The 24730-nt window shown below is 69.4% G+C and carries 21 protein-coding genes; 14 read left to right on the forward strand and 7 right to left on the reverse strand.

All coding sequences use genetic code 11. The features are described from left to right. Nucleotides 1-11 precede the first annotated feature (11 nt). The 3 genes from P0Y60_06300 to P0Y60_06310 are packed head-to-tail and all read left to right on the forward strand — an operon-like array spanning nt 12 to nt 3462. Nucleotides 12-482, forward strand: coding sequence for a DUF3817 domain-containing protein (locus tag P0Y60_06300; GenBank protein WEK62359.1), 471 nt, complete (start codon nt 12-14; stop codon nt 480-482). Continuing rightward, entirely contained in the window at nt 479-2065 is a 1587-nt protein-coding gene (gene guaA / locus P0Y60_06305; GenBank protein ID WEK62360.1) for a glutamine-hydrolyzing GMP synthase, read from the forward strand. Before P0Y60_06300 ends, guaA begins: the two co-directional genes overlap by 4 nt. An 8-nt stretch (nt 2066-2073) precedes the next feature. Beyond that, nucleotides 2074-3462 carry a glycosyltransferase gene (locus P0Y60_06310; GenBank protein WEK62361.1) on the forward strand — a complete coding sequence of 463 codons (1389 nt, stop codon included), beginning with the start codon at nt 2074-2076 and terminating at the stop codon, nt 3460-3462. 6 nt (nt 3463-3468) lie between these two features. Here P0Y60_06310 and P0Y60_06315 read toward each other — a convergent pair whose 3' ends face one another. Then, on the reverse strand, nt 3469-4140 hold the full coding sequence (locus P0Y60_06315) for a DNA alkylation repair protein (protein ID WEK62362.1): 672 nt from the start codon (nt 4138-4140) through the stop codon (nt 3469-3471). A gap of 130 nt (nt 4141-4270) precedes the next feature. On the opposite strand from P0Y60_06315, the gene P0Y60_06320 reads away from it, so the two are divergent. After that, the gene (locus P0Y60_06320) at nt 4271-4696 is read left to right on the forward strand and encodes a YciI family protein (GenBank protein ID WEK62363.1); all 426 of its coding nucleotides are present in this window, start codon (nt 4271-4273) and stop codon (nt 4694-4696) included. A 1-nt stretch (nt 4697) separates the two neighbouring features. Next, entirely contained in the window at nt 4698-5984 is a 1287-nt protein-coding gene (locus P0Y60_06325; GenBank protein ID WEK62364.1) for an RNA polymerase sigma factor, read from the forward strand. Between the two features lie 83 nt (nt 5985-6067). Here the strand turns inward: P0Y60_06325 and P0Y60_06330 are convergent, their stop codons facing one another. Continuing rightward, nucleotides 6068-6988: a Bax inhibitor-1/YccA family protein gene (locus P0Y60_06330; protein ID WEK62365.1), complete on the reverse strand. Its 921-nt coding sequence runs from the start codon at nt 6986-6988 to the stop codon at nt 6068-6070. 90 nt (nt 6989-7078) lie between these two features. On the opposite strand from P0Y60_06330, the gene P0Y60_06335 reads away from it, so the two are divergent. Beyond that, on the forward strand, nt 7079-8065 hold the full coding sequence (locus tag P0Y60_06335; protein ID WEK62366.1) for a glycerophosphodiester phosphodiesterase family protein: 987 nt from the start codon (nt 7079-7081) through the stop codon (nt 8063-8065). A gap of 7 nt (nt 8066-8072) precedes the next feature. On the opposite strand, the gene P0Y60_06340 is transcribed toward P0Y60_06335, so the two are convergent. Both P0Y60_06340 and P0Y60_06345 read right to left on the reverse strand, forming a co-directional pair. Next, the gene (locus P0Y60_06340; GenBank protein ID WEK62367.1) at nt 8073-8534 is read right to left on the reverse strand and encodes a hemerythrin domain-containing protein; all 462 of its coding nucleotides are present in this window, start codon (nt 8532-8534) and stop codon (nt 8073-8075) included. A 28-nt stretch (nt 8535-8562) separates the two neighbouring features. After that, nucleotides 8563-8961 carry a YccF domain-containing protein gene (locus P0Y60_06345; protein WEK62368.1) on the reverse strand — a complete coding sequence of 133 codons (399 nt, stop codon included), beginning with the start codon at nt 8959-8961 and terminating at the stop codon, nt 8563-8565. 89 nt (nt 8962-9050) lie between these two features. On the opposite strand from P0Y60_06345, the gene P0Y60_06350 reads away from it, so the two are divergent. The 6 genes from P0Y60_06350 to ligD all read left to right on the forward strand — a co-directional run bounded on the left by P0Y60_06350 (nt 9051) and on the right by ligD (nt 19444). Continuing rightward, on the forward strand, nt 9051-9980 hold the full coding sequence (locus P0Y60_06350; protein ID WEK62369.1) for an ABC transporter ATP-binding protein: 930 nt from the start codon (nt 9051-9053) through the stop codon (nt 9978-9980). Continuing rightward, nucleotides 9977-10993: an ABC transporter permease gene (locus P0Y60_06355; GenBank protein WEK62370.1), complete on the forward strand. Its 1017-nt coding sequence runs from the start codon at nt 9977-9979 to the stop codon at nt 10991-10993. The genes P0Y60_06350 and P0Y60_06355 overlap by 4 nt, the downstream gene beginning before the upstream one ends. Before the next feature lie 124 nt (nt 10994-11117). Then, on the forward strand, nt 11118-14591 hold the full coding sequence (locus P0Y60_06360) for a lamin tail domain-containing protein (protein WEK62371.1): 3474 nt from the start codon (nt 11118-11120) through the stop codon (nt 14589-14591). Between the two features lie 93 nt (nt 14592-14684). After that, nucleotides 14685-17123, forward strand: a complete 2439-nt coding sequence (locus tag P0Y60_06365; protein WEK62372.1) for a 3'-5' exonuclease — start codon at nt 14685-14687, stop codon at nt 17121-17123. A gap of 42 nt (nt 17124-17165) precedes the next feature. Further along, on the forward strand, nt 17166-18335 hold the full coding sequence (locus P0Y60_06370; GenBank protein WEK62373.1) for an SseB family protein: 1170 nt from the start codon (nt 17166-17168) through the stop codon (nt 18333-18335). A gap of 47 nt (nt 18336-18382) precedes the next feature. Further along, on the forward strand, nt 18383-19444 hold the full coding sequence (gene ligD / locus P0Y60_06375; GenBank protein WEK62374.1) for a non-homologous end-joining DNA ligase: 1062 nt from the start codon (nt 18383-18385) through the stop codon (nt 19442-19444). Between the two features lie 9 nt (nt 19445-19453). On the opposite strand, the gene P0Y60_06380 is transcribed toward ligD, so the two are convergent. Continuing rightward, on the reverse strand, nt 19454-20497 hold the full coding sequence (locus P0Y60_06380) for an ATP-dependent DNA ligase (GenBank protein WEK62375.1): 1044 nt from the start codon (nt 20495-20497) through the stop codon (nt 19454-19456). A 53-nt stretch (nt 20498-20550) separates the two neighbouring features. Beyond that, the gene (locus tag P0Y60_06385; protein WEK62376.1) at nt 20551-22002 is read right to left on the reverse strand and encodes an NAD(P)/FAD-dependent oxidoreductase; all 1452 of its coding nucleotides are present in this window, start codon (nt 22000-22002) and stop codon (nt 20551-20553) included. A 72-nt stretch (nt 22003-22074) separates the two neighbouring features. Here P0Y60_06385 and P0Y60_06390 point away from each other — a divergent pair, with 72 nt between their 5' ends. Further along, on the forward strand, nt 22075-22560 hold the full coding sequence (locus tag P0Y60_06390) for a hypothetical protein (protein ID WEK62377.1): 486 nt from the start codon (nt 22075-22077) through the stop codon (nt 22558-22560). Nucleotides 22561-22594: 34 nt separating this feature from the next. Here the strand turns inward: P0Y60_06390 and P0Y60_06395 are convergent, their stop codons facing one another. Further along, nucleotides 22595-23398, reverse strand: coding sequence for a helix-turn-helix transcriptional regulator (locus P0Y60_06395; GenBank protein WEK62378.1), 804 nt, complete (start codon nt 23396-23398; stop codon nt 22595-22597). 51 nt (nt 23399-23449) lie between these two features. Here P0Y60_06395 and P0Y60_06400 point away from each other — a divergent pair, with 51 nt between their 5' ends. Then, on the forward strand, nt 23450-24724 hold the full coding sequence (locus P0Y60_06400) for an MFS transporter (protein ID WEK62379.1): 1275 nt from the start codon (nt 23450-23452) through the stop codon (nt 24722-24724). Nucleotides 24725-24730: the final 6 nt, after the last annotated feature.

Here is a 24730-nt window from a genome sequence, read left to right on the forward strand (position 1 = left end):
AGACTGGACCCATGCCCGAACCGAAAGTCGCCAGCTTTCCGGCGATCCGCGGTGCGCTGAAGTTCTACCAGATCGCGTCGATCATCACCGGAGTCATGCTGCTCCTGCTGGTCGCCGAGATGGTGCTGAAGTACACGCCGATCCACCTCGAGCTCTTCGTGGGAGGTTCCGGCGGAGCGCTCTGGTTCGCCCCGGTCGTCGAGGGCCCGGAGGGGCTCGAATCGACGGGCGACGGCCTCAACGTGTCGCTCTCGATCCTCGTCGCCCACGGCTGGTTCTACGTCGTGTACCTCTTCGCGTGCTTCCGCATGTGGAGCCTGATGCGCTGGCCGTTCGTGCGCTTCATCCTGCTCGCACTCGGCGGCGTCATCCCGCTGCTGTCCTTCATCATGGAGGCCATCGTCGCCCGCGACGTCAAGGCCTACCTCGCCACCAGAGAGGCCGCCGAGGCCTCCACCCCCGCCCCGGAAGGTGTCCGTTGACCGAACAGTCCGAGACCCAGCAGCGCCCCGCGCTCGTCGTCGACTTCGGCGCACAGTACGCGCAGCTGATCGCCCGTCGTGTCCGCGAGGCGGGTGTGTACAGCGAGATCGTGCCGCACACCGCGACCGCCGCAGAGATCGCGGCCAAGAACCCCGTCGCGATCATCCTGTCCGGCGGTCCGTCGTCGGTCTACGAGGAGGGCGCCCCGCGCCTGGATCCCGCGGTCTTCGATCTCGGCGTCCCCACGCTCGGCATCTGCTACGGCTTCCAGTACATGGCCCAGACGCTCGGCGGCGAGGTCGCGAACACCGGCCTGCGCGAATACGGCGCGACGGATGCCGTGATCACCGGCGACGGCGGAACCCTGCTGGGCGGACAGCCCGCGGAGCAGAACGTGTGGATGAGCCATGGCGACCAGGTCGCCAAGGCGCCGGAGGGCTTCGACGTGCTCGCCACGACCGACGCCACCAAGGTCGCAGCCTTCGCGAACGCGGAGCGCGGCTTCTACGGCGTGCAGTGGCACCCCGAGGTCAAGCACTCCGACCACGGTCAGCGTGTGATCGAGAACTTCCTGCACAAGGGTGCGGGCCTCGCCTCCGACTGGAACAGCGGCAACGTGATCTCCGAGCAGATCGAGCGCATCCGCGAGCAGGTCGGCGACGCACGGGTCATCTCCGCTCTCTCCGGCGGCGTCGACTCCGCCGTGTCCACCGCTCTGGTGCACAAGGCGATCGGCGACCAGCTCACGGCGGTCTTCGTCGACCACGGGCTCCTCCGAAAGGGCGAGCGCGAGCAGGTCGAGCAGGACTACGTCGAATCCACCGGTGTGCGGCTCATCACGGTCGACGCGGCCGACACGTTCCTCGGCCACCTCCAGGGTGTGACCGACCCCGAGGAGAAGCGCAAGATCATCGGCCGTGAGTTCATCCGCGCATTCGAGAAGGTGCAGCTCGACCTCGTCGCCGAGGCCAAGGCCTCGGGCGGAGCGCCGGTGAAGTTCCTCGTGCAGGGCACGCTGTACCCCGACGTCGTCGAATCCGGCGGAGGCGCGGGAACCGCGAACATCAAGTCGCACCACAACGTGGGTGGCCTTCCCGACGACCTCGACTTCGAGTTGATCGAGCCGCTGCGCGCTCTGTTCAAGGACGAGGTCCGTGCGATCGGTCGCGAGCTCGGCATCCCCGAGGCGATCGTCGGACGGCAGCCGTTTCCGGGGCCCGGTCTCGGCATCCGGATCATCGGTGAGGTCACCGCTGACCGTCTCGAGATTCTGCGTGAGGCCGACGCCATCGCCCGCGAAGAGCTGACGAAGGCGGGGCTCGACCAGGAGATCTGGCAGTGCCCGGTCGTGCTGCTCGCCGACGTGCGCTCGGTGGGCGTGCAGGGCGACGGCCGCACCTACGGCCACCCGATCGTGCTGCGTCCGGTGTCGAGTGAAGACGCCATGACGGCGGACTGGACGCGTCTGCCGTACGACGTGCTGTCGAAGATCTCGAACCGCATCACCAACGGTGTCCGCGACGTCAACCGCGTCGTGCTCGACGTCACGTCGAAGCCGCCGGGAACGATCGAGTGGGAGTAGGGAGCACGATGCTCCCCGATGCGGCGTCTGGTCTTCCCGACGCCGAGTACCTCGTCCTGTCGAGCCGGTTGATCCCGGGTCTCGACGGCGGGTACACGATCGCGACGCTCGCGCGCGCCAGGCAGCTCGCCGGGGCCGGTGTCGCCGAAGGGGCAGGTCCCCAGCTGCTGACCTTCGACCCTGGAACGATCGAGGCTCATGCCGAGCACCGCGAGACCTTCCGGCAGCGCGGTGCCGTGGCCGATCCCGCGCGGATGCGCAATCTGTTCGATGAGGCGCGAGCCGACGGGGGCGGGGCAGCCGAGTGGCTGCTCGCGGCCGCAGACCCGGACCTCGCCGCGCGTGACGGTATCGAGTACCGCACGATCGCCGATGCGGCCGGGCGGCCGTTCGTCGCGCTTCCGGTCATCTCCGGCGACCCCGATTGGCACCTGAGCCGTGAGGCCGTGCAGGTCTACGACGTCGAGGGTGTGGTGGTCGGGGGAGTGGCCGGCTTCGGTGGGCTCTACCTCGCGTGGCTGGAACATGTCGCGTCCGGTCTCGGTGAGCGCCCGATCGTCGTGATCTGCGAGTCGCGCCAGCTCGGCGAGCTCATCGCCTCCTGGGCCGACCCGCGGGTGCGCATCATCCACACGATCCACACGATCCATCTGGAAGCGCCGTACACCGCCGACGCGCCCATGAACGCCCTCTGGACCCGTTGGCTGGGCCTCGCCGGTCGCTTCGACGCGGTGGTGTGGCCGACGGCGACCCAGCGCGCCGACGTCGTCGCGCGTTTCGGCGCGGGTGTTCACCATGCCGTCGTACCCAACCCGATCCCCGCCGTCACGCGACGTGACGACCTGCGGGAACACGGGCTCGTCGTCGTGCTCGGGCGGCTCGCGCCGGGCAAGCGGGTGGAGCAGGCGATCCGTGCCTTCGTCGCCGCAGACGTACCAAGCACGCGGATGGAGATCTGGGGCGGTGGTCCAGAGCAGGAACGCCTGGCCACGGTGATCCGGGAGCTGGATGCGGAGAACCGCGTCGTACTCGCCGGGTACACCGATGACCCCGGACGCGTGCTCGATCGTGCGGGCGTCGTGGTGACGGCGACCGCGTTCGAGGGGCAACCGCTGTCGATCGTCGAGGCGCTCCTGCACGGAGCCCCCGTCGTGGCCTACGACGCGCGCTACGGCATCCGTGACGTGCTGGAGCAGGGCGGGGGAGTGCTCGTGCCCGGCGGCGACGTCGAGGCGCTGGGCGCGGCGCTGCGACGCGTGCTCGTCGATGGCGAGCTGCGCACCCGGCTGAGCGAGGAAGGACCCGCTGCGGCGGCCGCCTGGAGCCCGGAGCGTTCGCTGGCCGCACTCACCGCGGTGATCACCGACGTCATGGCGCACCCGTCGCGTCGCGCCTGACCGCGCTCAGGATCCGAGGTGCTTCAGCGCCTCCCGGCGGGAGAGCGGTGACAGGTCGCGGGCGTCCACGAAGGTGCGTACCCACCCGGGGTCGATCCGTGCCAGCTCGCGCAGTGCCCAGCCGATGGCCTTGCGGATGAAGAACTCGCGCTCCGCCGCGTTCGCGTCGATCACGACGGTGAGCAGGTCGCGGTCGGTCGCCCCCCGCCGGCCGAGCTGCGAGATGATGCTGGCGCGGCGGATCCACATGTCGTCATCGCGAGACCAGCCGCGCAACAGGGGAGTCATCTCGCCCGGGTGAGCATCGAGCGTCTCCGCGAGCCGGTGCGCGATCTCGTCGACGTGATCCCACCACGCCCCGGTGCGGATCATCTCCTCGTGGACAGGGAGCATGTCGAGACGTGCGCGCAGGGGACGCAGTGCGGTGAGTGCGGTCGCGGCATAGCGTTCCTCGCGGTGGGTGGCATCGCGCCAGAGGAGAAGCGCGGCGTCACGGAGCAGCGTGGGATCGGTCACGCCCTTCGTCTGCGTCGAGACCAGCCGTCGCACGATCGGCACCCGAACCCCGTGGAACGGCATCGCGGACTTCATGTACGACTGCTGCGCGGGTGCGAGGGCGGGATCGGCGGCATCGATGAGGGCGAGACGGATACGCCGCGCGAGCTCGTGAGAAGGCACGAGGGCGAGTCTAGAAGGCTGCGCGGGAGAATCTTCAGAGAAAGCTCCGGGGGTTGTCGATCTCGGTCGTTTCCGTTCGACGTCATTAGTGAGAGGGTCGAAGAACGGCCCACCGATCAAGGAGAACATCATGAAGTACATGCTGATCATGCGCGCGACCGACGAAGCCGTCGAGGCCTACAAGGACGTGCCGTTCGAGCAGGTCATCGAGGCCATGGGCAAGTACAACGAGTCCATGATCAAGGCCGGCGTGCTGGCGGCGGGCGAAGGCCTGACCGATGCGGCCGAGGGTTTCGTCGTCGATTTCAGTGCCGAGACGCCCCTGATCACCGACGGCCCCTACGGTGAGACCAAGGAACTGTTCAACGGCTTCTGGATCCTCGAGGTCTCCAGCCGTGAAGAGGCGGCGGAGTGGGCGAGCCGCGCACCCCTCGGACCCGGGTCCTTCCTCGAGGTGCGCCGCGTGACCGACATGTCGGACTTCCCCGCCGACAACGAGTGGATCGAGAAGCAGGCGGGCTGGCGCGACGAGGCCGCCCAGCGCGCTCAGCAGTGACATGACCGATCCCTCCGCCGCGGCGACGGTGCCCTCGGCTCCCGACAGGGATGCGGAGCGTGCCGTCACCGCGGTGTGGCGTATCGAATCGGCGCGGATCGTCGGCACCCTGGCGAGGCTGGTCGGTGACTTCGGACTCGCGGAAGACCTGGCTCAGGAGGCGCTTCTCGACGCGTTGCGGCAGTGGCCGTCCGACGGCGTTCCGCGAAATGCGGCCGCATGGCTCACCGCAGTGGCCAAGCGCAAGGCGATCGACGGCTGGCGCCGACAGGAGCGCCTGGATGCGCGGGTCGCCGTCATCGCCCACGACCTCGAGCGCGAGCAGGCGGAGGCGCCGGATGCGCCGTGGGATCCGGATGCCGTCGACGACGACGTGCTGCGTCTGATCTTCATCTCCTGCCACCCGGTGCTGTCGCGCGAGGCTCAGGTCGCGCTCACGTTGCGTGTGGTCGGCGGACTCTCGAGCGAGGAGATCGCGCGGGCCTTCCTGGTGCCGACCGCGACCGTGCAGCAGAGGATCGTGCGGGCCAAGAAGACCCTGGCAGCGGCGAGCGTGCCGTTCGAGCTGCCACCGCGGGAGGAGCAGTCGCAGCGGCTGGCCGGCATCCTCGGAGTGCTCTACCTGATCTTCAACGAGGGTCATGCCGCCAGCAGCGGGGCGGACTGGATGCGGCCCGAGCTCAGCGATGAGGCCATCCGACTTGCCCGCGTGCTCGCTGCGCTGATGCCGAAGGAGCGCGATGTGCACAGTCTGCTCGCGCTGATGGAGCTGACCGCGGCCCGGTTCCCCGCACGCGTCGATGCGGCCGGCGATCCGGTGCTCCTCGCCGATCAGGACCGGCGACGGTGGGACAGGAGCCGCATCGCCCGGGGACGCGCGGCCCTGGCACGCGCCGACGATCTGGGCGGTGGGCGCAGTCCCTACGGGCTGCAGGCAGCCATCGCGGAATGTCACGCGGTCGCCGCATCGGTCGACGAGACCGACTGGGATCGGATCGTGTTGCTCTATGAAGCACTCGGCCGTATCGCACCGTCGCCGGTCGTCGAGCTCAATCGGGCTGCCGCGGTCGCCATGGCCACCGGGCCTGCGTCCGCACTGCGCATCATCGACGCGCTGTCGGCATCCGGCGCGCTGCGCGGCTATCACCTGCTGCCGGCCACCCGGGCCGAACTGCTGCTCCGACTGGGTCGCGACGATGAGGCCAGGAGCGAATTCGCCGTGGCAGCAGGGCTCGCGGGCAACGATCGCGAGCGCGCGCTCCTCGAGCAGAAGGCGCGCGAACGCTGAGTTGTGACGCGAGAGGCCGCACGCAGTGAGACATGACAAGAGGCCCGCCTCCGAACGGAGACGGGCCTCTTCGTGTGTCAGCGTCAGTTGCTGCCGCGGGCGATCGCGATGATGCGCAGGATCTCGACGTAGAGCCAGACGACGGTCACCATGATGCCGAAGGCACCGAGCCAGCCGTACTTGCGGGGAGCGCCGTTGCGCACGCCCTGCTGGATCTGATCGAAGTCGAGCACCAGCGAGTACGCCGCCATGATCACGACGAGCACACCGATGATCAGTCCGAGCGGGATGCCGAAGACCTCCTGGCTGAACAGACCGAACGCGTTGGTGTTGATGCCCGTCCACATGAGGACGAGGTTCAGCAGCGAGAAGACCAGGTAGCCGCCCATGGCGATCATGAAGACCTTCGTGGCCTTCTTGGAAGCGCGGATCTTGCCGCTCGCGAAGAGGGCCAGGGTCACACCGACGACCGCCACGGTCGCGAGAGTGGCCTGCGTGACGATGCCGGGCCAGCGCACCTCGAAGAACGCCGAGATGCCACCGATGAAGAGGCCCTCGAACGCCGCGTAGGCGAAGATCAGCGCGGGGCGCACCTTCTTACGGGACGTGAAGCTGATCACCATGGCGAGCACGAAGCCGCCGAGTGCGCCGACGATCCACGGGAGCAGGTTGACGGCCGCGGGGTTGTACGGGTTGTAGGCCGGGGCTGCGACACCGCCGAGGGTCAGCACCCAGCCGATGGCCGCGGTGACGAGCAGGATGGCGAAGAGACCGGCGGTCTTCCACACCGTGTCCTCGACCGACATGCGGTCGGTCTCGATCGCACCGGCAGGCGGGGCCGCGTACATGCCTTCGAGCTGCGCGTTGGCGGCAGCATCCATAGCGGCGTGCTGGAACGATGCGTTCTGTGCGCCCTGAGCAGCCTGGGGCGAGCCCGGGTAGGTCGCGACGTTGCGCGGATCCTGCTGCTGGAACGCCGGGTTGTTGAAAGCGAAATTGCTCATTGGTGGGCCTCACTCCAAAAGGGGGTCGTAGGTCGCTTTCCTCTACGATACCCGCGAGGTGCGGGCGTCGGGGTGTTCTACGCTGAGAGCGTGCCCAGGAAATCACCCCTCGTCATCGGGCACCGCGGTGCGCCCGGCTATCGCCCGGAGCACAGTCGCTCCTCGTACGAGCTCGCGCTCGCGATGGGAGTCGACGCCGTCGAACCGGACATCGTCGCCACGAAGGACGGCGTGCTGGTCGTGCGGCACGAGAACGAGATCTCCGGCACGACCGATGTCGCCGCCCATCCGGAGTTCGCCGAGCGCAAGACCACCAAGCGCGTCGACGGCGAGGCCCTCACCGGGTGGTTCACCGAGGACTTCACCTGGGCGGAGCTGTCGACGCTGCGCAGTCGTGAACGTCTGCCCGAGGTGCGGCTTTCGAGCGCCACCTTCGACGGCTCGCAGATGATCCTGCGCCTGAGCGACCTGCTCGATCTGGTGCGTGCCGGGTCCGTGGAGCACGGGCGTGAGATCGGCGTGGTGCTGGAGGTCAAGCACGCCACCTACTTCGCAGGTATCGGCCTGGACCTCGCTCCGTTGATCGAACGCGATCTGCGCGCGGCGGGGTGGGCCGACGGCGAGCTGCCGCTCATCATCGAGTCGTTCGAATCGACGGTGCTCGGCCAGCTGCGCGGGCGCGGCATCGCCGCCTCCTACGTCTATCTGATCGAGGCCTCCGGACGACCGTTCGATCTGCTGACCGCGCAGGGCAAGCAGGCCAGAAGCTACAAGGCGACCGTGACGCCGCAGGGACTCGACGACCTCGTCGGACGGGTCGACGGCATCAGCGTGAACAAGAAGATGCTGCTGGCGGCCGGCAACACGATCGTCGACGACGCCCACGCGCGCGGACTGAAGGTGTTCACCTGGACGTGCCGCCCCGAGAACGCGTTCCTGGCGGCGGAGTACCGCGGTCCGGGCGGGCGGGGCGCGTACGGCGACTACGAGGCCGAGTGGGGCGCGATCGCACGCACCGGCGTGGACGGGGTCTTCGTCGACCACCCCGACCTCGGCGTGAGTTTCTTCCGGAGCTGACCGAGCCTCAGAACGGGCCGAGGACGTCGGTCACCGGTCGGTCCAGGGCGAGGGAGCGCAGCGGGGCGAGGATCTCACGCTCCTCGAAGCGGAAATGCGACTCCATGATCGCGCCGATCCCGTCGAGGTGGCGCCCGATCGACACCGCGTCCTCATCGCGTTCCGCCGCGGCGCGCAGCGCGCCGAGCAGGTGCGAGAGCATCGCGTGATCCTGCATGAGCTTGTCGATCACGTCACCGAGTTCGGGGTGCTCGACGCGCAGCGCCGGGAACAGCGCACGATCCTCGCTGCGGTGGTGGCCGTCGAGCGCGCTGCAGAATCCGATGCAGAAGAGGACGAGTTCGGATGCCGCGTCCGGGGCTCGCTCTCCACCGTCGAGCGCGTCTCGGGTCGCGGCGAGGGCTGCGCGCAGACGGGTGTGGGCCGCGCGCAGCTCCTGATCCCAGGCGTGCAGACGGGCGGCATCCATCCGCCCAGTGTAGGCGTGGGGGAAGGGCTCAGAGGGTGCGGTCGAAGGCGCCGCGGCGCGTGGAGACGATCTCCTTGCCGAGCGGCATGAGTGAGATGGGAACCAACTTGAAGTCGGCGATGCCCATCGGGATGCCGATGATCGTGATGCACAACGCGATCCCCGACACGATGTGACCGATGGCGAGCCACCAGCCGGCGAGGATCACCCAGAGCACGTTGCCGAGGAACGAGCCGACGCCGGCGGTGGGGCGGCTCACGACCTCGCGGCCGAATGGCCAGATCGCGTACCGGGCGATGCGGAACGAGGCGATCGCCCAGGGGATCGTGACGATCGGGATGCACAACAGGATTCCCGCCAGCACGTAGCCGAGGAACAGGGCCCAGCCGGCCAGGATGACCCAGATGATGTTGAGGATCGTGCGCATGCATCGATTGTGTCACCGGTCGCCGCGGCCGGCTGAGCATCCGCCCCGAGGTCCCGGGATTCGATGCTTCCGGATGCCAGACTGACCGCATGAGTGGAATCGTCGTCGACGCCGTCAGCCGATCGTTCGGGTCAGTCCATGCGGTGCGAGGCGCGACGCTGCACGCCGCGGAGGGGCGCGTCACCGGACTCGTCGGTCCGAACGGCGCCGGTAAGACCACCCTGCTCCTGATGCTGGCATCGCTGCTCGCGCCGGACGAGGGAACGATCCGGATCGGGGGAATCGACCCCTCGGCCGACCCGTTGGCCGCCCGGCGGCTGCTCGGGTGGATGCCCGACGCCCTCGGCGCCTGGCCCTCTCTCACTGCTCGCGAGACCCTCGTCACCACCGCCCGGCTCTACGGGATCGCGACGCCCGATGCCGCACAGCGTGCCGCGCAACTGCTCGAACTCGTGGGTCTCGCCGCTCTCGCCGACTCCCCGGCCAAGGTGCTCTCGCGCGGACAGAAGCAGAAGCTGGGACTGGCGCGCGCGCTCGTGCACGATCCGCAGGTGCTGCTTCTGGACGAACCGGCTTCCGGACTCGATCCGGAGGCGCGTGTGCAACTGCGGGTGTTGCTGCGTCGCCTCGCTGCCGAAGGGCGGACGGTGCTGATCTCGAGTCACATCCTGTCCGAGCTCGAAGAGGTGGTCGACGATGCGGTGTTCCTGGTCGCCGGATCGGTCGTCGATGCGTCTCCTGCGCAGGCGACCTCGCGCGCGTGGCGTGTGCGACTCGTCGGTGCGACCCCCGAACGGGTGAACGCCGATTCCTGGCAGGTCGCGTCCACCCTCGGCGTGCCGGCCGAATCGCTCGGCGCGGACCGCGGTGCCGTGCTGCTCGGACTCGACGGCGACGAGGCTGCGGCCCAGGCGCTGCGCCGACTCGTCGAGGCAGGACTGCCGATCGCGGAGTTCGCGCCCGCGCAGAGCGACCTCGAACACACGTTCCTGAACCTGCAGCCGGAGGCCGACGCATGAGCATCTCGCACATCACCACGATCGCCCGACTCGAACTCACGCAGCGCCTGCGGAGCATCAGCTGGTACGTGCTGCTCGGCGTGTTCGCCGTCGTCCTGATCGGCGTCACCGTTCTCGCGTTCGCGGTGTACTCCTGGGATGACTTCGCCGGTGCGGGCGTCTACTCGATCGTCGTCAACATGGTGCTGCTGCTCGTCGTGCTCGTGTCGCCCACACTGAGCGGTAATGCGATCAACGGCGACCGGGAGGCCGCCACGCTCGCCGCGATCCAGGTGACTGCAGCCTCGACGGGCGACATCATGATCGGGAAGCTGCTGGCCGCGGTCGCGACCGGTGGCGCCTTCCTGGTCGTTGCGCTGCCCTTCCTCGCTATCTCGCTGCTCGGGGGCGGTGCCGACGCGCTCGTGCTGCTCGTCTCGCTGCTCGTGCTCGCCGTCGAGATCATCATCGTGGCCGCGATCGGCGTGGGCCTCAGCGGGCTGATCGCTCGTCCCCTGTTCTCCGTCGCCACCACGTACCTCGTGGTGGCGGGTCTCGTGATCGGCACGCTCATCGCGTTCACCCTCGGGGGTCTCGCCGTGCGCAGCGAAGCGACCACGTACAGCCGGCCCTATGACTCCCAGGGCAACCCGGACTGCGACAGCTGGGACACGTCGACGTACGAGGTTCCCCGATTCGACCTCGTCTGGTGGGCGCTCGCCGCCAACCCGTTCGTGGTGCTCGCCGACGCCACCCCGACCGAGTTCACCAAGGACGGCTACCCGGTCGACCTGTTCGGTCAGATCAAGCTCGGCGTGCGCTATGCGCAGCAGTCGCCGCTCGAACAGCGCTGGGACGACTGCGACATGAGCCAGACCTCGCAGACTCCGCGCGAGGTGATCGACTCCACCGTGCCGAGCTGGTTCGTCGGGCTCGGCGTGCAGGTCGTCATCGCCGGAGGCCTGTTCGCGGGGGCCTGGGCGCGCACGCGCACCCCGGCGAAGCGGCTGCCCCCGGGAACGCGCATCGCCTGATCGAGGCGGGGCCGCCGAACGGCAACCCTGCGTTCACGGTGCGGACACCGCACGGTCGTGGCACGGTCATCCGACATCGGTGGTCTGGTCGGGTACCCGTCCGCGTACCCGACACAGGAGTCCCATGTCCCGCCTGCTTCGCGGGGTCTCGCTCACGGTGGTCGGCGCTCTCAGCGCCGCCGCCCTGCTCGCTGCCCCTGCCGCCGCCATCGGAGCCACCTCCGGCATCCGCATCAACGAGGTCGAGTCCAGCGGCGGTACGCCCGGCGACTGGATCGAGTTCGTCAACACCTCCGACTCCCCGGTCGACCTGAGCGGCTTCGTCGTCAAGGACAGCGCGGAGAAGACCCCGTACACGTTCCCGAGCGGCACGATCGTCGCGCCCGGCGCCTTCCTCGTGATCGACGAGCTCATCGACGGTGCCGGCCAGTTCGAGTACGGGCTCGGCGCCAACGACGAGGTGCGCCTCTTCGACGCGTCCGGAACGATCGTCGACGAGACGGCATGGACCGCCCACGCGGCGATCACCTGGGGTGCGCGCGACGTGAGCGGCACCCGCGAATGGGCCGAGACCTCGACGGCGACCAAGGGCGCGGTGAACACCTTCACGACCGAGGAGCCGACCGAGACGGCCGAACTCGTGCTCAACGAGATCGTCTACGACGACGCCCAGACCGGGCTCGCCGACCAGGTCGAGATCTTCAACGCGGGCACCGAGACCGTCTCCCTCGACGGGTGGAAGATCTCGGACGACAAGCGCGACACCTTCGGCGCTGCCCCGGCGGGTACCACCCTGGCTCCCGGCGGCTTCCTCGTGCTGGTGAAGGACGTGGACTTCACCTTCGGGCTCGGCAAGGGCGATGAGGTGGTGCTCTACGATCCGAGCGGCGCGGAGGCCGACAGCTATGCCTACGCGAACACCGCTCCGCTCTCGGTCTGGGCGCGCTGCCCCGACGGAACAGGGGACTGGGCGCCGGCGACCGCTGCCACCCCCGGATCTGCGAACGACTGCTCGGTGGCACCCGTAGCCGGATCGATCGTGATCAACGAGGTCGACTCGCAGCCCGCCGACTGGGTCGAGTTCTACAACCCCGGTGGCGCGGCGTTCGACATCTCGGGTTACGAGATCCGAGACAACTCCGACGATCACCGCTGGAGCTTCCTCCCGGGAACGACCATCGCCGCCGGCGCGTTCCTCGTGGTCGAGGAGGGCACGATCGGGCTTGTCGACGGCGTCGAGACACCGTTCCGGGACCCGATCGGCATCGGCAGTGCCGACCGCATCCGTCTGTTCGACGCGGCCGGAACGATGATCGATGACACGAAGCCGTGGACCGGCCATGCCGCGATCGACGGCGACTTCGCCGCCGCCACGCTCGCTCGCTGCCCCGACGGAGTCGGCGAGTTCGTTCTCGCGCACCCCACACCGGGTGCGAGCAACTCCTGCGTGCTGCCGTCGGTGGTCATCAACGAGATCGAGTCGAACGCCGACGCCACCGACTGGGTCGAGGTCGTGAACACGGGAGCCACCGCCGTCGATCTCTCCGGGTGGACCGTCATGGACAACGACCCGATCGGGCACGCGAACCAGGTCACCCCGCTGCCGACCGGCACCGTGCTGGCGCCGGGGGCGTACTTCGTGTTCGACCAGCCCGCGAACTTCGTGTTCGGGCTCGGCAACGGCGACACCGTCACGCTGCGCGACGCGAACGGCAACACCGTCGACGAGCACGTCTACACCGCGCATGCCGCCGGTGTGCTCGCCCGATGCGCCGACGGGACGGGAGACTTCGTCGACGTCGCCGTCTCGACCAAGGGGCTGCGCAACGCGTGCGGGAACCCGGTGCGCATCAACGAGGTCGAGTCCGACGGCGGATCGCCCGACGACTGGGTGGAGCTGGTCAATCCGACCGGTGCCGCACTCGACGTGTCGGGCATCGTCGTGAAGGACGACGATGACGCGCACGCCTACACGATCCCCTCCGGCACCACGATCGCCGCGGGCGGATACCTGGTGATCGAGCGCGACGCCCTCGGCTTCGGGCTCGGCGGCGGCGACAAGGTGCGCCTGTTCGACGGCGACCTGGTCGTCGACGAGACCAGCTGGGGCGAGGGACACGCCGCCACCACGTGGGGTCGCTGCCCCGACACCACCGGAGCGTTCGGGGTGACCGAGCGATCCACCAAGGGCGCGACGAACGTGTGCGCCGGCGAGATCGCCGTGACGCCGTGGCCGGGCTCGGCCGACGTGCGGGTGCTCGACGAGGTGCCGACCTTCCTCGAGGACAGCTCGGGTCTGGACGTGCAGGAGACCGCCGACGGCGCGTTCCTCTGGGCCGTCGACAACGGTGAGGGACGTATCTGGAAGCTCGAGGCTCACGCCGACGGCTCGGTCACGATGCTCGACGGCTGGAAGGACGGCAAGCGGGTGCGGTTCCAGAAGGACGCCGCGAACCCCTCTGCCGCGGGTCCCGACACCGAAGGCATCACCGTCGACGGAGACGGCTTCGTCTACGTCGCATCGGAGCGCGACAACAGCGCCAAGGGAGTGAACCAGAACATCGTGCTCAAGGTCGACCCTGACGCGGCCGCCGGTGACCTCGTTGCACAGCAGCAGTGGGATCTCACGGCTCTGCTGCCGGCGGTGGGCGCGAACCTCGGCATGGAGGCGGTGCAGTGGGTGCCCGATTCGGCGCTCACCGGAAAGCTGTTCGATGACAACACCGCAGCCGCCTACGACCCCGCGGACTACGCGGGACACGGCTCGGGGCTGTTCTTCGTCGCAGTCGAGGACAACGGGCACGTGTACGGATTCGCGCTCGCCGCGGACGGCACGGCGACCCTCGTGTCGGAGACCGCGCCCGGCCTCGCCGGAGTGATGGCACTGGACTACGACAGCGTGCGCGGCGTGCTGTGGGCCGTGTGCGACGACGGCTGCCAGGGCCGTTCCGCGGAGATCACCCTGAATGGTACGGCGAAGCCGGGGATCGTGCACCACGCGCGCCCGGCGGGGATGCCCGACATCAACAACGAGGGCTTCGCCACGGCGCCGGCTTCGCTGTCGGTCGACGGTCAGCGTCCGGTCTGGTGGTTCGCCGACGGATTCGCCTCGCAGTCGCTGCGCGTCGGCACGCTTCCGGGCGTCGTCGACGAGAACCCGGGCACCGGCCAGCCGCCGCTGCCCGGCTCGGCGCTGGTCGACGGCAATCGCAACGGCGTCACGATCGACCCCGCCATCGCCGCACCGGGTCAGCGGGTGACGGTCACCGTCGGCGCATCGCAGGCCGGAGAAGACGTCGCGGTCTGGATGTACTCCGACCCGCAGCGCCTCGCCACGGGAACTCTCGACGCGGCGGGACGCCTGGCGGTGACCGTTCCGGCGGATGCTCCGATCGGCGCGCACCGGATCGCGGTGTACTCCGCGGCCGGTGACCTGCTCGGTTGGGGCGACCTGCGCATCGCCGAGGCGGACGGGGGAGCCGTCGACGGCGGCCTCGCCGCCACCGGTGGCGCGCTGCCGGTGGCCGCGATCGCGCTGGCGCTGTCTCTGCTGGTGGCCGGTGGGCTCATCGTCCGCCGCCGCAAGAGCACGGTCTGAGTCCGTCGAACGGGGCGGGGGAGTCTCTCCTCCGTCCCGTTCGGCAGGCGACCGTGTCTGCCTGTCGGTGCCGCCGCCTAGACTCATAAGGCCATGACCGAAGCTCCCCTCATCGTTCCCGGAACCGCCGGCCCTCAGGGCCAGGACGACCTCCTCGCCGGCCTCAACCCTCAGCAGCTCGAGGCGGTGACCTATCGCGGTCCCGCGCTGCTCATCGTGGCCGGAGCAGGCTCGGGAAAGACGAGTGTGCTGACCAGGCGCATCGCCTCACTGCTGCGCAACCGCGAGGCCTGGCCCAGTCAGATCCTCGCCATCACCTTCACGAACAAGGCGGCCGGAGAGATGCGCGAGCGTGTCGGTGCGCTCGTCGGCGATGCCTCCCGCGGCATGTGGATCTCGACCTTCCACTCCGCGTGCGTGCGCATCCTGCGCCGAGAGGCCGAGCACTTCGGGTTCACCAAGACCTTCACGATCTACGACTCCGGCGACTCGCGCGCGCTCATCAAGCGGCTCGTCAAGGAGCACGAGGCGGATGCCTACGGTCTGACCCCGGCCTCGGTGCAGTCGCGCATCTCGAAGCTCAAGAACGAACTCGCCGACGCCGAGTCCTATGCGCGTCAGGCCAACACGTCCGACCCCGCTGAGCGCATCTTCGTCGAGTTGTTCGCCGACTACCAGCGCCAGCTGCGCAAGGCCAACGCCTTCGACTTCGACGACCTGATCGGGCAGACGGTCTACCTGTTCCGCGCCTTCCCGCAGGTCGCCGACACGTACCGCCGGCGCTTCCGCCACATCCTCGTCGATGAGTACCAGGACACCAACCACGCGCAGTACGCGCTGATCCACGAGCTCACGCGTCCGGTCGCAGGTGACGCCCCCGACCCGTATGCCTCCAACGGCATGATGATCTTCGAACCCGAGACGACGCCCGAGATCGCGGGCGCATCCCTCACGGTCGTCGGTGATTCGGATCAGTCGATCTACGCCTTCCGCGGTGCCGACATCCGGAACATCAGCGAATTCGAGCGCGATTTCCCCGGTGCCCGCGTGGTGCTGCTCGAGCAGAACTACCGCTCGACGCAGAACATCCTCTCGGCGGCCAACGCGGTCATCGGCAACAACTTCGATCGCAAGGACAAGAAGCTCTGGAGCGACAAGGGCGACGGCGACGCGATCATCGGTTTCACCGGGTACTCGCAGCACGACGAGGCGCAGTTCGTCGCCGACGAGGTCGAATCGCTCCGCCGCGCCGGCATGCCGTACTCCGAGATGGCCGTGTTCTACCGCACCAACTCGCAGTCCCGTGCGCTGGAGGAGATCTTCATCCGCTCCGCCGTGCCCTACAAGATCATGGGCGGAACGAAGTTCTACGACCGCGCCGAGATCAAGGACGCGCTCGCCTACCTCGTGGCCGTCGCCAACCCCGTCGACGAGATGGCGGTCCGCCGTATCCTGAACAAGCCCCGCCGAGGCATCGGCGACGTCACCGCGACGGCGATCTCCCGCTTCGCCGAAGACCACGGGGTCAGCTTCCGCGACGCCCTGTCGGTGCCTGCCCAGCTCGGGTTCGGCCCGAAGATGCAGGCGGCCATCGCACAGCTCGACGCCGTGCTGGTCGAGGCGACCGAGATCCTGCTTCCTGCCTCGGGGGAGCTGCCTCCTCCCACGAGCGTGGCGGAAGGCCTCAGCCTGCTGCTGTCGAAGAGCGGCTACCTCGACGCTCTGCGCGCGAGCCGCGACCCTCAGGACGAGGCACGGGTCGAGAATCTCGACGAGTTCGTCGCGGTCGCTCGCGACTTCGCGAGGAACAACCCCGAGGGCACGATCGTCGACTTCCTCACCGAGGTGGCACTGGTGTCCGACGCCGACGATCTCGAAGACGAATCCGGCACGGTGTCGCTCATGACGATGCACACGGCGAAGGGTCTCGAGTACGACGCGGTCTTCGTGACGGGTGTCGAGGAAGACCTGATCCCGCACCGCATCTCGGCGGGCGAGCCGGGCGGTCCGCAGGAGGAGCGTCGGCTGTTCTACGTGGGCATCACGCGTGCGCGCAAGAGACTCCACCTGTCGCTCGCGATGACCCGCGCCCAGTTCGGCGAGGTGACGGTCGCGATGCCGAGCCGCTTCCTGCAGGAGATCCCCGCGGCGCTGATCGACTGGCGTCAGTCGCCCGGTGACGTGAACTCGCGCGGCGGTATGCAGTCGCGGGCGCTCAACGCCCGCCGTCCCGGCGGCTTCGGTTCCTCGGGCTCCGGTGACCGCTTCGGTGTGAAGGCCCTGCCGGGGCGCGACTCGCTCAAGCCCCTGTCGACCGCGATGGATCGCTTCCCGAACCGCGTGACGGCGAAGGTGCGCGACAACGGCGACCTCGAGCTCGCCGCGGGCGACCGCATCCGGCACACCGACTTCGGCGAAGGCAGGGTCGACGCGGTGACGGGGGAGGGCGCCAAACGCATCGCCCACGTGCGGTTCGACACGGCGGGCCAGAAGAAGCTCCTCATCAAGGTCGCGCCGATCGAGAAGATCTGACGACGCGTCACAGCGCGGCGGTGGCGGGTTAGGCTGACTGATATGGCCCTGTTCTCCCGCCGCAAGAAGTCCGGCGACGATGTCATCTCCTCCGCCTCCGATGCGACCGAGGCCGACACGGCCACGCCGGACGACGCGGCCGAGGCCGATACGGCTACGCCGGACGCGCCGGCCGCCGAGGCGGAGGCCGCAGCGCCGAGCATCGGCATCTCGGTGCAGGCCTTCCGCGGTGTGGGAGCGACGGCAGGGCCGGCCGTGAGCCTGCCCGACGCGAACGACGTCGCGGATGCCGCCGAGCCCACGGTGTCGCTGCCCCGTCTGCCGCAGCCGGCGGCTCCGTCCGCACCGACCCAGCCGGTGCCCCCGGCCGAGCGTCGCCTTCCGCTCGCCGCGGCTCTGCCGCCCGAGCAGACCGAGACCGTCCCCGGCATGAAGGACAACGTGCTCCTGCGCGAGGCTCTGCAGGAGATCGAGGCCGGGGCGACCAACGAGCAACTGCTCGGCGTCATGCGCCAGGCGCTGCAGGGGCATCTGTACATCCGCGTGAACGGCGATGCGAGGGCGCAGATCGCCGAGGGCAAGCCGCTCGCGGTCGCCGTCGTGCGCGATGAGGAGCGCCAGTTCATGCTCGCGTTCAGCTCGGCCGCCGCCGTGCGGGAGTCGGTGAAGCTCGAGCCGGACCCCGCAGCGACGTCTGCCGTCGCCCAGCCCGTCACCTCGGTGCTGCAGCAGGTCATCGCCGGCGACTTCGCCGGTCTGATCGTCGACAACGCCTCGGCCCCGCACCGCGTGGTGTTCCCGACCGAGCTGCTGGAGAAGACCCTCGAGCAGGCCGACGTCGACATGACGGTGAAGACCATCCTCGCCTCGCCGCGTTCGCAGGACTCGGGGAGCAAGGTCGGGGAGGCTCTCGCCGAGAAGCGCATGTGGGTCGCGGTGAACGACGGGTCCGGTACCGGCGAGGTCGGCATCGCCGAAGCCCAGACCGCCGACGGCAAGCGCTACCTGCAGCTCTTCACACATCCGCTCGAGGTCATCGCGCTCGGCCGCGGCGACCGCCCGCTGCCGTTCTCGCCGGAACAGCTCGCCAAGGTGCTGTCCAGCCACACCGACATGGCAGGTGTGATCGTCGATTCCGCAGGCCCGTCGATGCTCATCGAACGGGACGCCCTGGCGCCCGTGCTCGTGCTCGCCGTCGACCTCGGAGACTGATCCTTCCGGGGGTTCCCCCGCGCAGGCGCGCGCTCTAGGGTCGGAGCATGGCCTCCGAACGTGTGACCGTGACCGTCGCCGACGATGACGATGACGGGGAGCGAGATGTCGTGCTCTCCAGCCCGAACCGCGTGGTGTGGCCGGACGTCGGCATCACCAAGTCCGAGCTCGCCGAGTATGTGCAGCTCGTCTCGGTGCCCTTCCTGTCGGCGAACGGCGGCAGGCCCGTGTCGTTGGAGCGCTTCCGTGATGGGATCGGCAGTGGCGGGTTCTTCTCCAAGAACCCGCCGAAGGGCACGCCGGACTACGTCGACGCGGTCACCGTGACCTACAACAGCGGCCGCTCGCATCCGCAGATCGTGCTGAACCGGGCGAGCGCCATCGTGTGGGCGGTGCAGATGAACACGATCGTGTTCCATCCCTGGGCGTCCTTGGCCTCCGACGCCGACGATCCGGTCGAACTGCGCATCGACCTCGACCCGCAGCCGGGCACCGACTTCTCCGACGCGGTGCGCGCCGCTCACGAGCTGCGCGAGGTGCTGAAGGAAGCGGGCCTGGAGGCGTTCGCGAAGACGAGCGGGAACCGAGGGCTGCACGTCTTCGCGCCGATCGAGCCCACACATGAGTTCCTCGACGTGCGCCATGCCGTGATCGCGGCCGGCCGGGAGCTGGAGCGGCGAATGCCGGAACAGGTCACGATGAACTGGTGGAAGGAGGAGCGCGGAGAGCGCATCTTCATCGACTTCAACCAGGCCAACCGGGATCGCACCATGGCGGGCGCCTACAGTCCGCGTGCGCTCCCTGCCGCCACCGTCTCGACCCCCGTGCACTGGGAGGAGCTCGACGATCTCGATCCGACGCGCTTCACGGTGCGCACGATCCCGCAGCGGCTCGCCGATGTGGGCGACCCGTGGGCGGCGATGCAGGATGCGCCCGGTCGGATCGACACGCTCCTGCAGTGGTGGGAGCGTGACGTGTCGAACGGTCTGGGCGAACTGTCCTTCCCGCCCGAGTTCCCCAAGATGCCGGGCGAACCGCCCCGTGTGCAGCCGAGCAAGAAAGTCGCGGCGAACTGGGACGAAGACGGTACCCCGGCCGACAAGAGCTGACCGCCCTCCTCAGCTCAGGACGTCGGCGAGGTCGTAGCCGGCCACGGTGTCGAGCTGGTCGTAGGTGCACGACGTCGCGTCACGGTCGGGGCGCCACCGCGCGAACTGCACGGTATGGCGGAACCGGGCGCCCTCGAGCTGGTCGTAGCGCACCTCCAGCACGCGTTCCGGACGCAGACGCACGAACGAGACATCCTTCGAGCCGCTGAAGCGGGATCGCTCGCCCTCGCCGGTCACCGCATCGCCCGATGCGTCGCGCTCGACCAGCGGTGCGAGTTCCTCCACGAGCTCTTGCCGTCGGACATCGCTCCACGCCGCCACCCCGCCGACCTGACGCAGCGAGCCGTCGGAGTCATACAGCCCCACCAGCAGTGAGCCGACGCCCGAGCCGGACTTGTGGATGCGGTAGCCCAACGCCACGACATCGGCGGTGCGGGCGTGCTTGATCTTGATCAGCGTGCGTTTACCCGGCGCATACGGCTGGTCGAGCGGCTTGGCCACCACTCCGTCGAGGCCCGCTCCTTCGAACTCGGCCAGCCACCCCACCGCTGCGTCGTGATCTCGCGTGGTCCGCGTGATGTGCAGGGGGTGCCCGACATCTGCCATCAGCGCCTCCAGTCGGGAACGGCGCTGCGCGAACGGCGTGGTCAGCAGGTCATCCTCGCCGTCGGCGAGCAGGTCGAAGGCGACGAACATGGCCGGAGTCTCAGCGGCGAGCCGTGCGACCCGCGATGCGGCGGGGTGGATGCGCTGGCTGAGCGCCTCCCAGTCCAGCCGCTGGGCGCCGTCGGGGCCGGTCGCGACGACGATCTCGCCGTCGAGCAGGCACGGGCGGGGGAGCAGCTGGGGGATCACCTCGACGAGTTCGGGGAAATAGCGGGTGAGTGGTTTCGCTGCTCGGGAGCCGATCTCGACGGTCTCGCCGTCCCAGGCGATGAGCCCGCGGAAACCGTCCCACTTCGGCTCGTAGAGCAGGCCTCCAGCGGTCTTCGCGGGGTGGGGGACCGTCGCCGCGGCCTTCGCGAGCATCGGCGCGGGGATCTCGTAGCGCATGGCACCATCCTGGCCCCGGCCTGCGCCGAGGGGAAGGCCGGATACGCGCCGGTTCAACCGAAGAGGTCGTCCAGGGTCACCGGGGTGCCGGCGTCGCGCAGGGCGGTGCGAGCGGCATGCCATCCCGCCATGCCGTGCACGCCAGGGCCAGGGGGTGTGGAGGCGGAGGCGAGGTAGACCCCGGGCATGGGCGTGCGCCACGGGGTCGGTGACACGACCGGTCGGCGGATCGCCTGGTCGATGCTGAAGACGCCGCCGGAGATGTCCCCGCCGATCTCGGCGGGATTGATCGCATCGCGTGAGGATGCCGGCACCGAATGATGCGCGAGGATGCGGTCGCGGAAGCCCGGGGCGAAGCGTTCGACCTGTCGCGTGATGAGTTCCGTGGCGTCGAGATCGGAGTCGGCCGGCACGTGGATGTACGCCCAGAACACGGCCTTGCCCTCGGGCGCGCGCGACGGGTCGAAGACGGAGGGCTGCACGGCGAGCACGTAGGGGTGATCGCTCACGCGACCTCGCGCGACCGCATCCTCGCTCGCCCGGACCTCGGATGCGGATCCGCCGATGTGCACGGTGGGGGACTGCGCGACATCCGCATGGGCCCAGGGGACGGGACCGTCGAGGGCGAAGTCGACCTTCGCCACTCCGGGACCGTAGCGGTAGGAGGCGATCGCAGCCGCATAGCGGGAGGGGACCGCGGGGTGGGTGAGCGCCAGCCGCGGCGAGGTGTTGAGGATCAGCAGGTCACCTCGTGCCGGGTCGCCCCAGTCGAGCGTGCTGAGATCGTCGATGCGCTGCCCGGTCTCGGCGCCTCCGCCGTGGGCCTCCACGTCGGCGAGCAGCGCATCGGCGATGCGCTGCGCCCCGCCCCGCGGATATGCCCATCCACCGGCGTGCGCGTGAGCCCCGAGGAGCAGGCCCGCCGCGGCACTCGCCAGTGAGGGGAGCCTCGAGTTGGCGTGGGCGACCACGCCGGCCATCAATGCCGCGGCCTCCTCGGTGCGGAAGGCGTGTCGCGCGAACGGTGCGCTCTGATCCAGCATCCGCAGTGCGAAACGCGCTGCCGTGATCGGGTCGCGCGGCCACCGGAGCAGGGCGTTGCCGGTGAAGTCCACGACGCCGTCGATGTGCGTGCTGAGCGGTCGCAGTCGGGCGAGCCAGGCAGCCCCGTCACTGCCCAGTCCTGCGGCAGTGCGCTCGATGTCGCGCCACGCGATCGCCGCGCGCCCCTCGTCGAGCGGATGCGCATAGGAGACGTCCGGGCGGATCCACTCGACCGACTGCGGCAGGCCGAGGGCGCGGAAGATCGGCGACGCGAGCGCCGCGGGATGCACGGCGGAGCACACATCGTGTCGGAACCCGGGGAGCGTTGACGCGAGCGTCCGCACCCCTCCGCCGATCGTGTCCCCGGCCTCGAGGATGCGGGTCTCGTACCCGCTGCGGGCGAGGACCGCGGCCGCAGTGAGTCCGCTCGGCCCTGATCCGATGATCGTCGCGCGTGCCATGGCGCCAGTCTCTCACGCCGCATCCGCGGATTGCGGTCTGCGGGCCCTCCAGGACGTGCGATCCTGGAGGAGATGAAAGAAGTACAGGGTCCCACCCCCGCAGGCACCTCCCGTCCGTATCGTTCTCTCGCCGAAGCGCTGCGCGCGCATCGCATCGACCCCGCGAACCACGCGTTCATCACGGCGATCGTCGACGCCGTCGATGTGAGCTCGTTCATCGATCGCGGACGCTACATCGAGGCGATCCGCCGCGACGGTGCGCCGCTGCACATCGGCCGCACCTACACGAACGGCTTCACGGAGGACGAGCGGCTCGTCGTCGGTTCCGCTCCGCTGCGCCTGCAGCCGAGCGAGGGGCGCGCGCCGTACTTCTACGTCAGCCACCCGAGCGAGTTCATCCCGCTGACGCCGCCGCGTCCGGCGAAGCGGACGACCACTCCACGCACCTCCGCCCCGCGCGCCGAGCGCGGATCCAAGCCGGTCGAAGAGCGCGACTACGGCGTCTGCGATGTGTGCTTCATGGTGAAGACACCGTCGGGCGGCTGCGGCTGCAACTGATCGTCGTCATCGGCCACGGGCTGTGGACGCCGGCTCATCCTGCGAGGTGAGACAGGCGGTACCTGCCAGGGGTCATTCCGACGAGCGGGGTGAACTGGTCGATGCACTGGCTGGTGGTCGCCCAGCCGCAGGCGGCTGCCGTGTCGGTCACGGAGACCCCGTCGGCCAGCAGCACGAGGGCACGATGCACGCGCAGCTGGAGGCGCCATTGCCGGTATCCCATGCCGGTCTCCTGCTGGAACAGACGACTCAGGGTTCGCTCGGTGGTGCCGGTGCGCACGCTGAGTGCGCCGAGTGACACGGGTGCGGCGAGGTCGTCCGCGACGATGTCGGCGGCCTGGCGCAGACGCGGATCACGCGGTTCCGGAAGGTGCAGCGGCTGCTCCGGCGCGGTGACCACCTCATCGACGATGACGCGACGAAGGTGCTCCAGTGCCTGAGGGCTGCGCGACCGGTCGGATGTCATCGCCAGCGCGGCCTCACGCGCGAGCGGCGTGGCGACGAGCACGGCAGGGGTGGCCGGCAGCAGTGCGGCCAGCTCATCGGCGAGGTGGACGATGCGCATATCGGTGCGTCCGTGCGCCCGGTGCCGGTGCTCGGCGCCGGCGGGCACCCACGCCATCCGGGTCGAGGGGGCGATCCAGGCGCCGTCGTCGGTGAGCAGTGACAGCACCCCCGACGCGGCGTGCACGAGATGCCCGAGTGGATGGGCGTGACGGGGTGACGTCTCGGCGTGCGCGAACCGGTAGGCGCCCTCCATCGGCAGCGCGGTGAGCGAATCGAAGTCGACGAGGTGCAGATCGACGAGCCGCGAGGGTTGGCGAGAATTCGACATCATTCTGCAGTTTACGTGTTTCCCGACCCGCCACCCGCGTGCTGGACTCGATGCATGACCACGATGCAGGAGCCCTTCGAGACCGCACCGACCCCGGTGTCCACGCCATCCGCCCGTCGTGGCGTCGTTTTCACCGGGATGGCCGTGGGCGGGGGGCTGCTCATGATCGCGCTGAACCTCCGCATGGGCGTCGCATCGGTCGGTCCGGTGCTCCCCGCGATCGAGCACGATCTCGGCATCCCCTCGGCGGCGGCCGGGCTGCTGACCACGATCCCGGTGTTCGCCTTCGGGGCCTTCGCCTTCCTCACCCCGTCGCTGACACGGTGGATCGGGCTGCACCGGCTGCTCGCGCTCACGATGGTGGTCGTGGCCGTCGGCATCGCCATCCGCCTCCTCCCCTCCCCGGTGGCGCTCTTCGGCGGTACGGTACTGGTCGGTGCGGGTATCGCGGTGGCGAACGTCTGCATGCCGGCGGTGATCAAACAGGACTTCGCGCACCGCCTCGGACTGATGATGGGCCTGTACTCCACCGCGCTGTTCCTCGGCGCTGCGGCGGCGGCCGCCCTCACTGTGCCCTTCATGACCGCGCTCGACGGGTCATGGCGGGGCGCCCTGGGGCTCTGGGCGATTCCGGCTGTCCTCGCCCTGTTGATCTGGACTCCACGGGCGATCCGGCCCGCCGGCATCTCTCGTGCGCCGACGCGCGTGCCCGTCGACGCGATGACCGAGCTGCGGGACGAGCCGCGCATGTCGATGCTGCTGCGTGATCCGATCGCATGGGCGGTCACCGGGTTCATGGGCTTGCAGAGTCTGAGCTACTACGCGGCCCTGACCTGGATCCCGACGATGCTGCAGGATGCCGGGATCCCCGTCTCCGAGGCCGGGCTGTTGCTGTCCTTCTCGAGTCTTCCCGGGATCGCGGCGGCGCTGCTGGTGCCGACGATGCTGCGCCGCATCCGACCGACCTGGGTGCCCGTTCTGGTGTCTTCGCTGCTCTGTGCGGCGGGGCTCGCCGGCCTGCTGCTCGCGCCGGGCGGAGGCGCGGCATGGCTGTGGATGACCCTGCTCGGATTCGGTCAGGGCGCCTCCATCGCGCTGTCTTTGACCTACATCGTGCTCCGCGCGCCCGACGCCGCGCACACCGCCCACCTGTCGACCATGGCGCAGGGCATCGGCTACCTGATCGCCGGTCTCGGACCGATCGGCCTCGGCGTCCTGCATGCCGCAGTCGGCGGATGGACCGCTCCGATCGCGGCGCTGGTTCTTCTGCTGGCGGTGCAGGCCCTGGCGGGCGCTGCGGCGAGCCGCGACCGTCACGTGCGCGCCTGAACCGGT

Origin of the sequence: Candidatus Microbacterium colombiense (genome assembly GCA_029203165.1) — a bacterium.
Classification (GTDB): Bacteria; Actinomycetota; Actinomycetes; order Actinomycetales; family Microbacteriaceae; genus Microbacterium; species Microbacterium colombiense.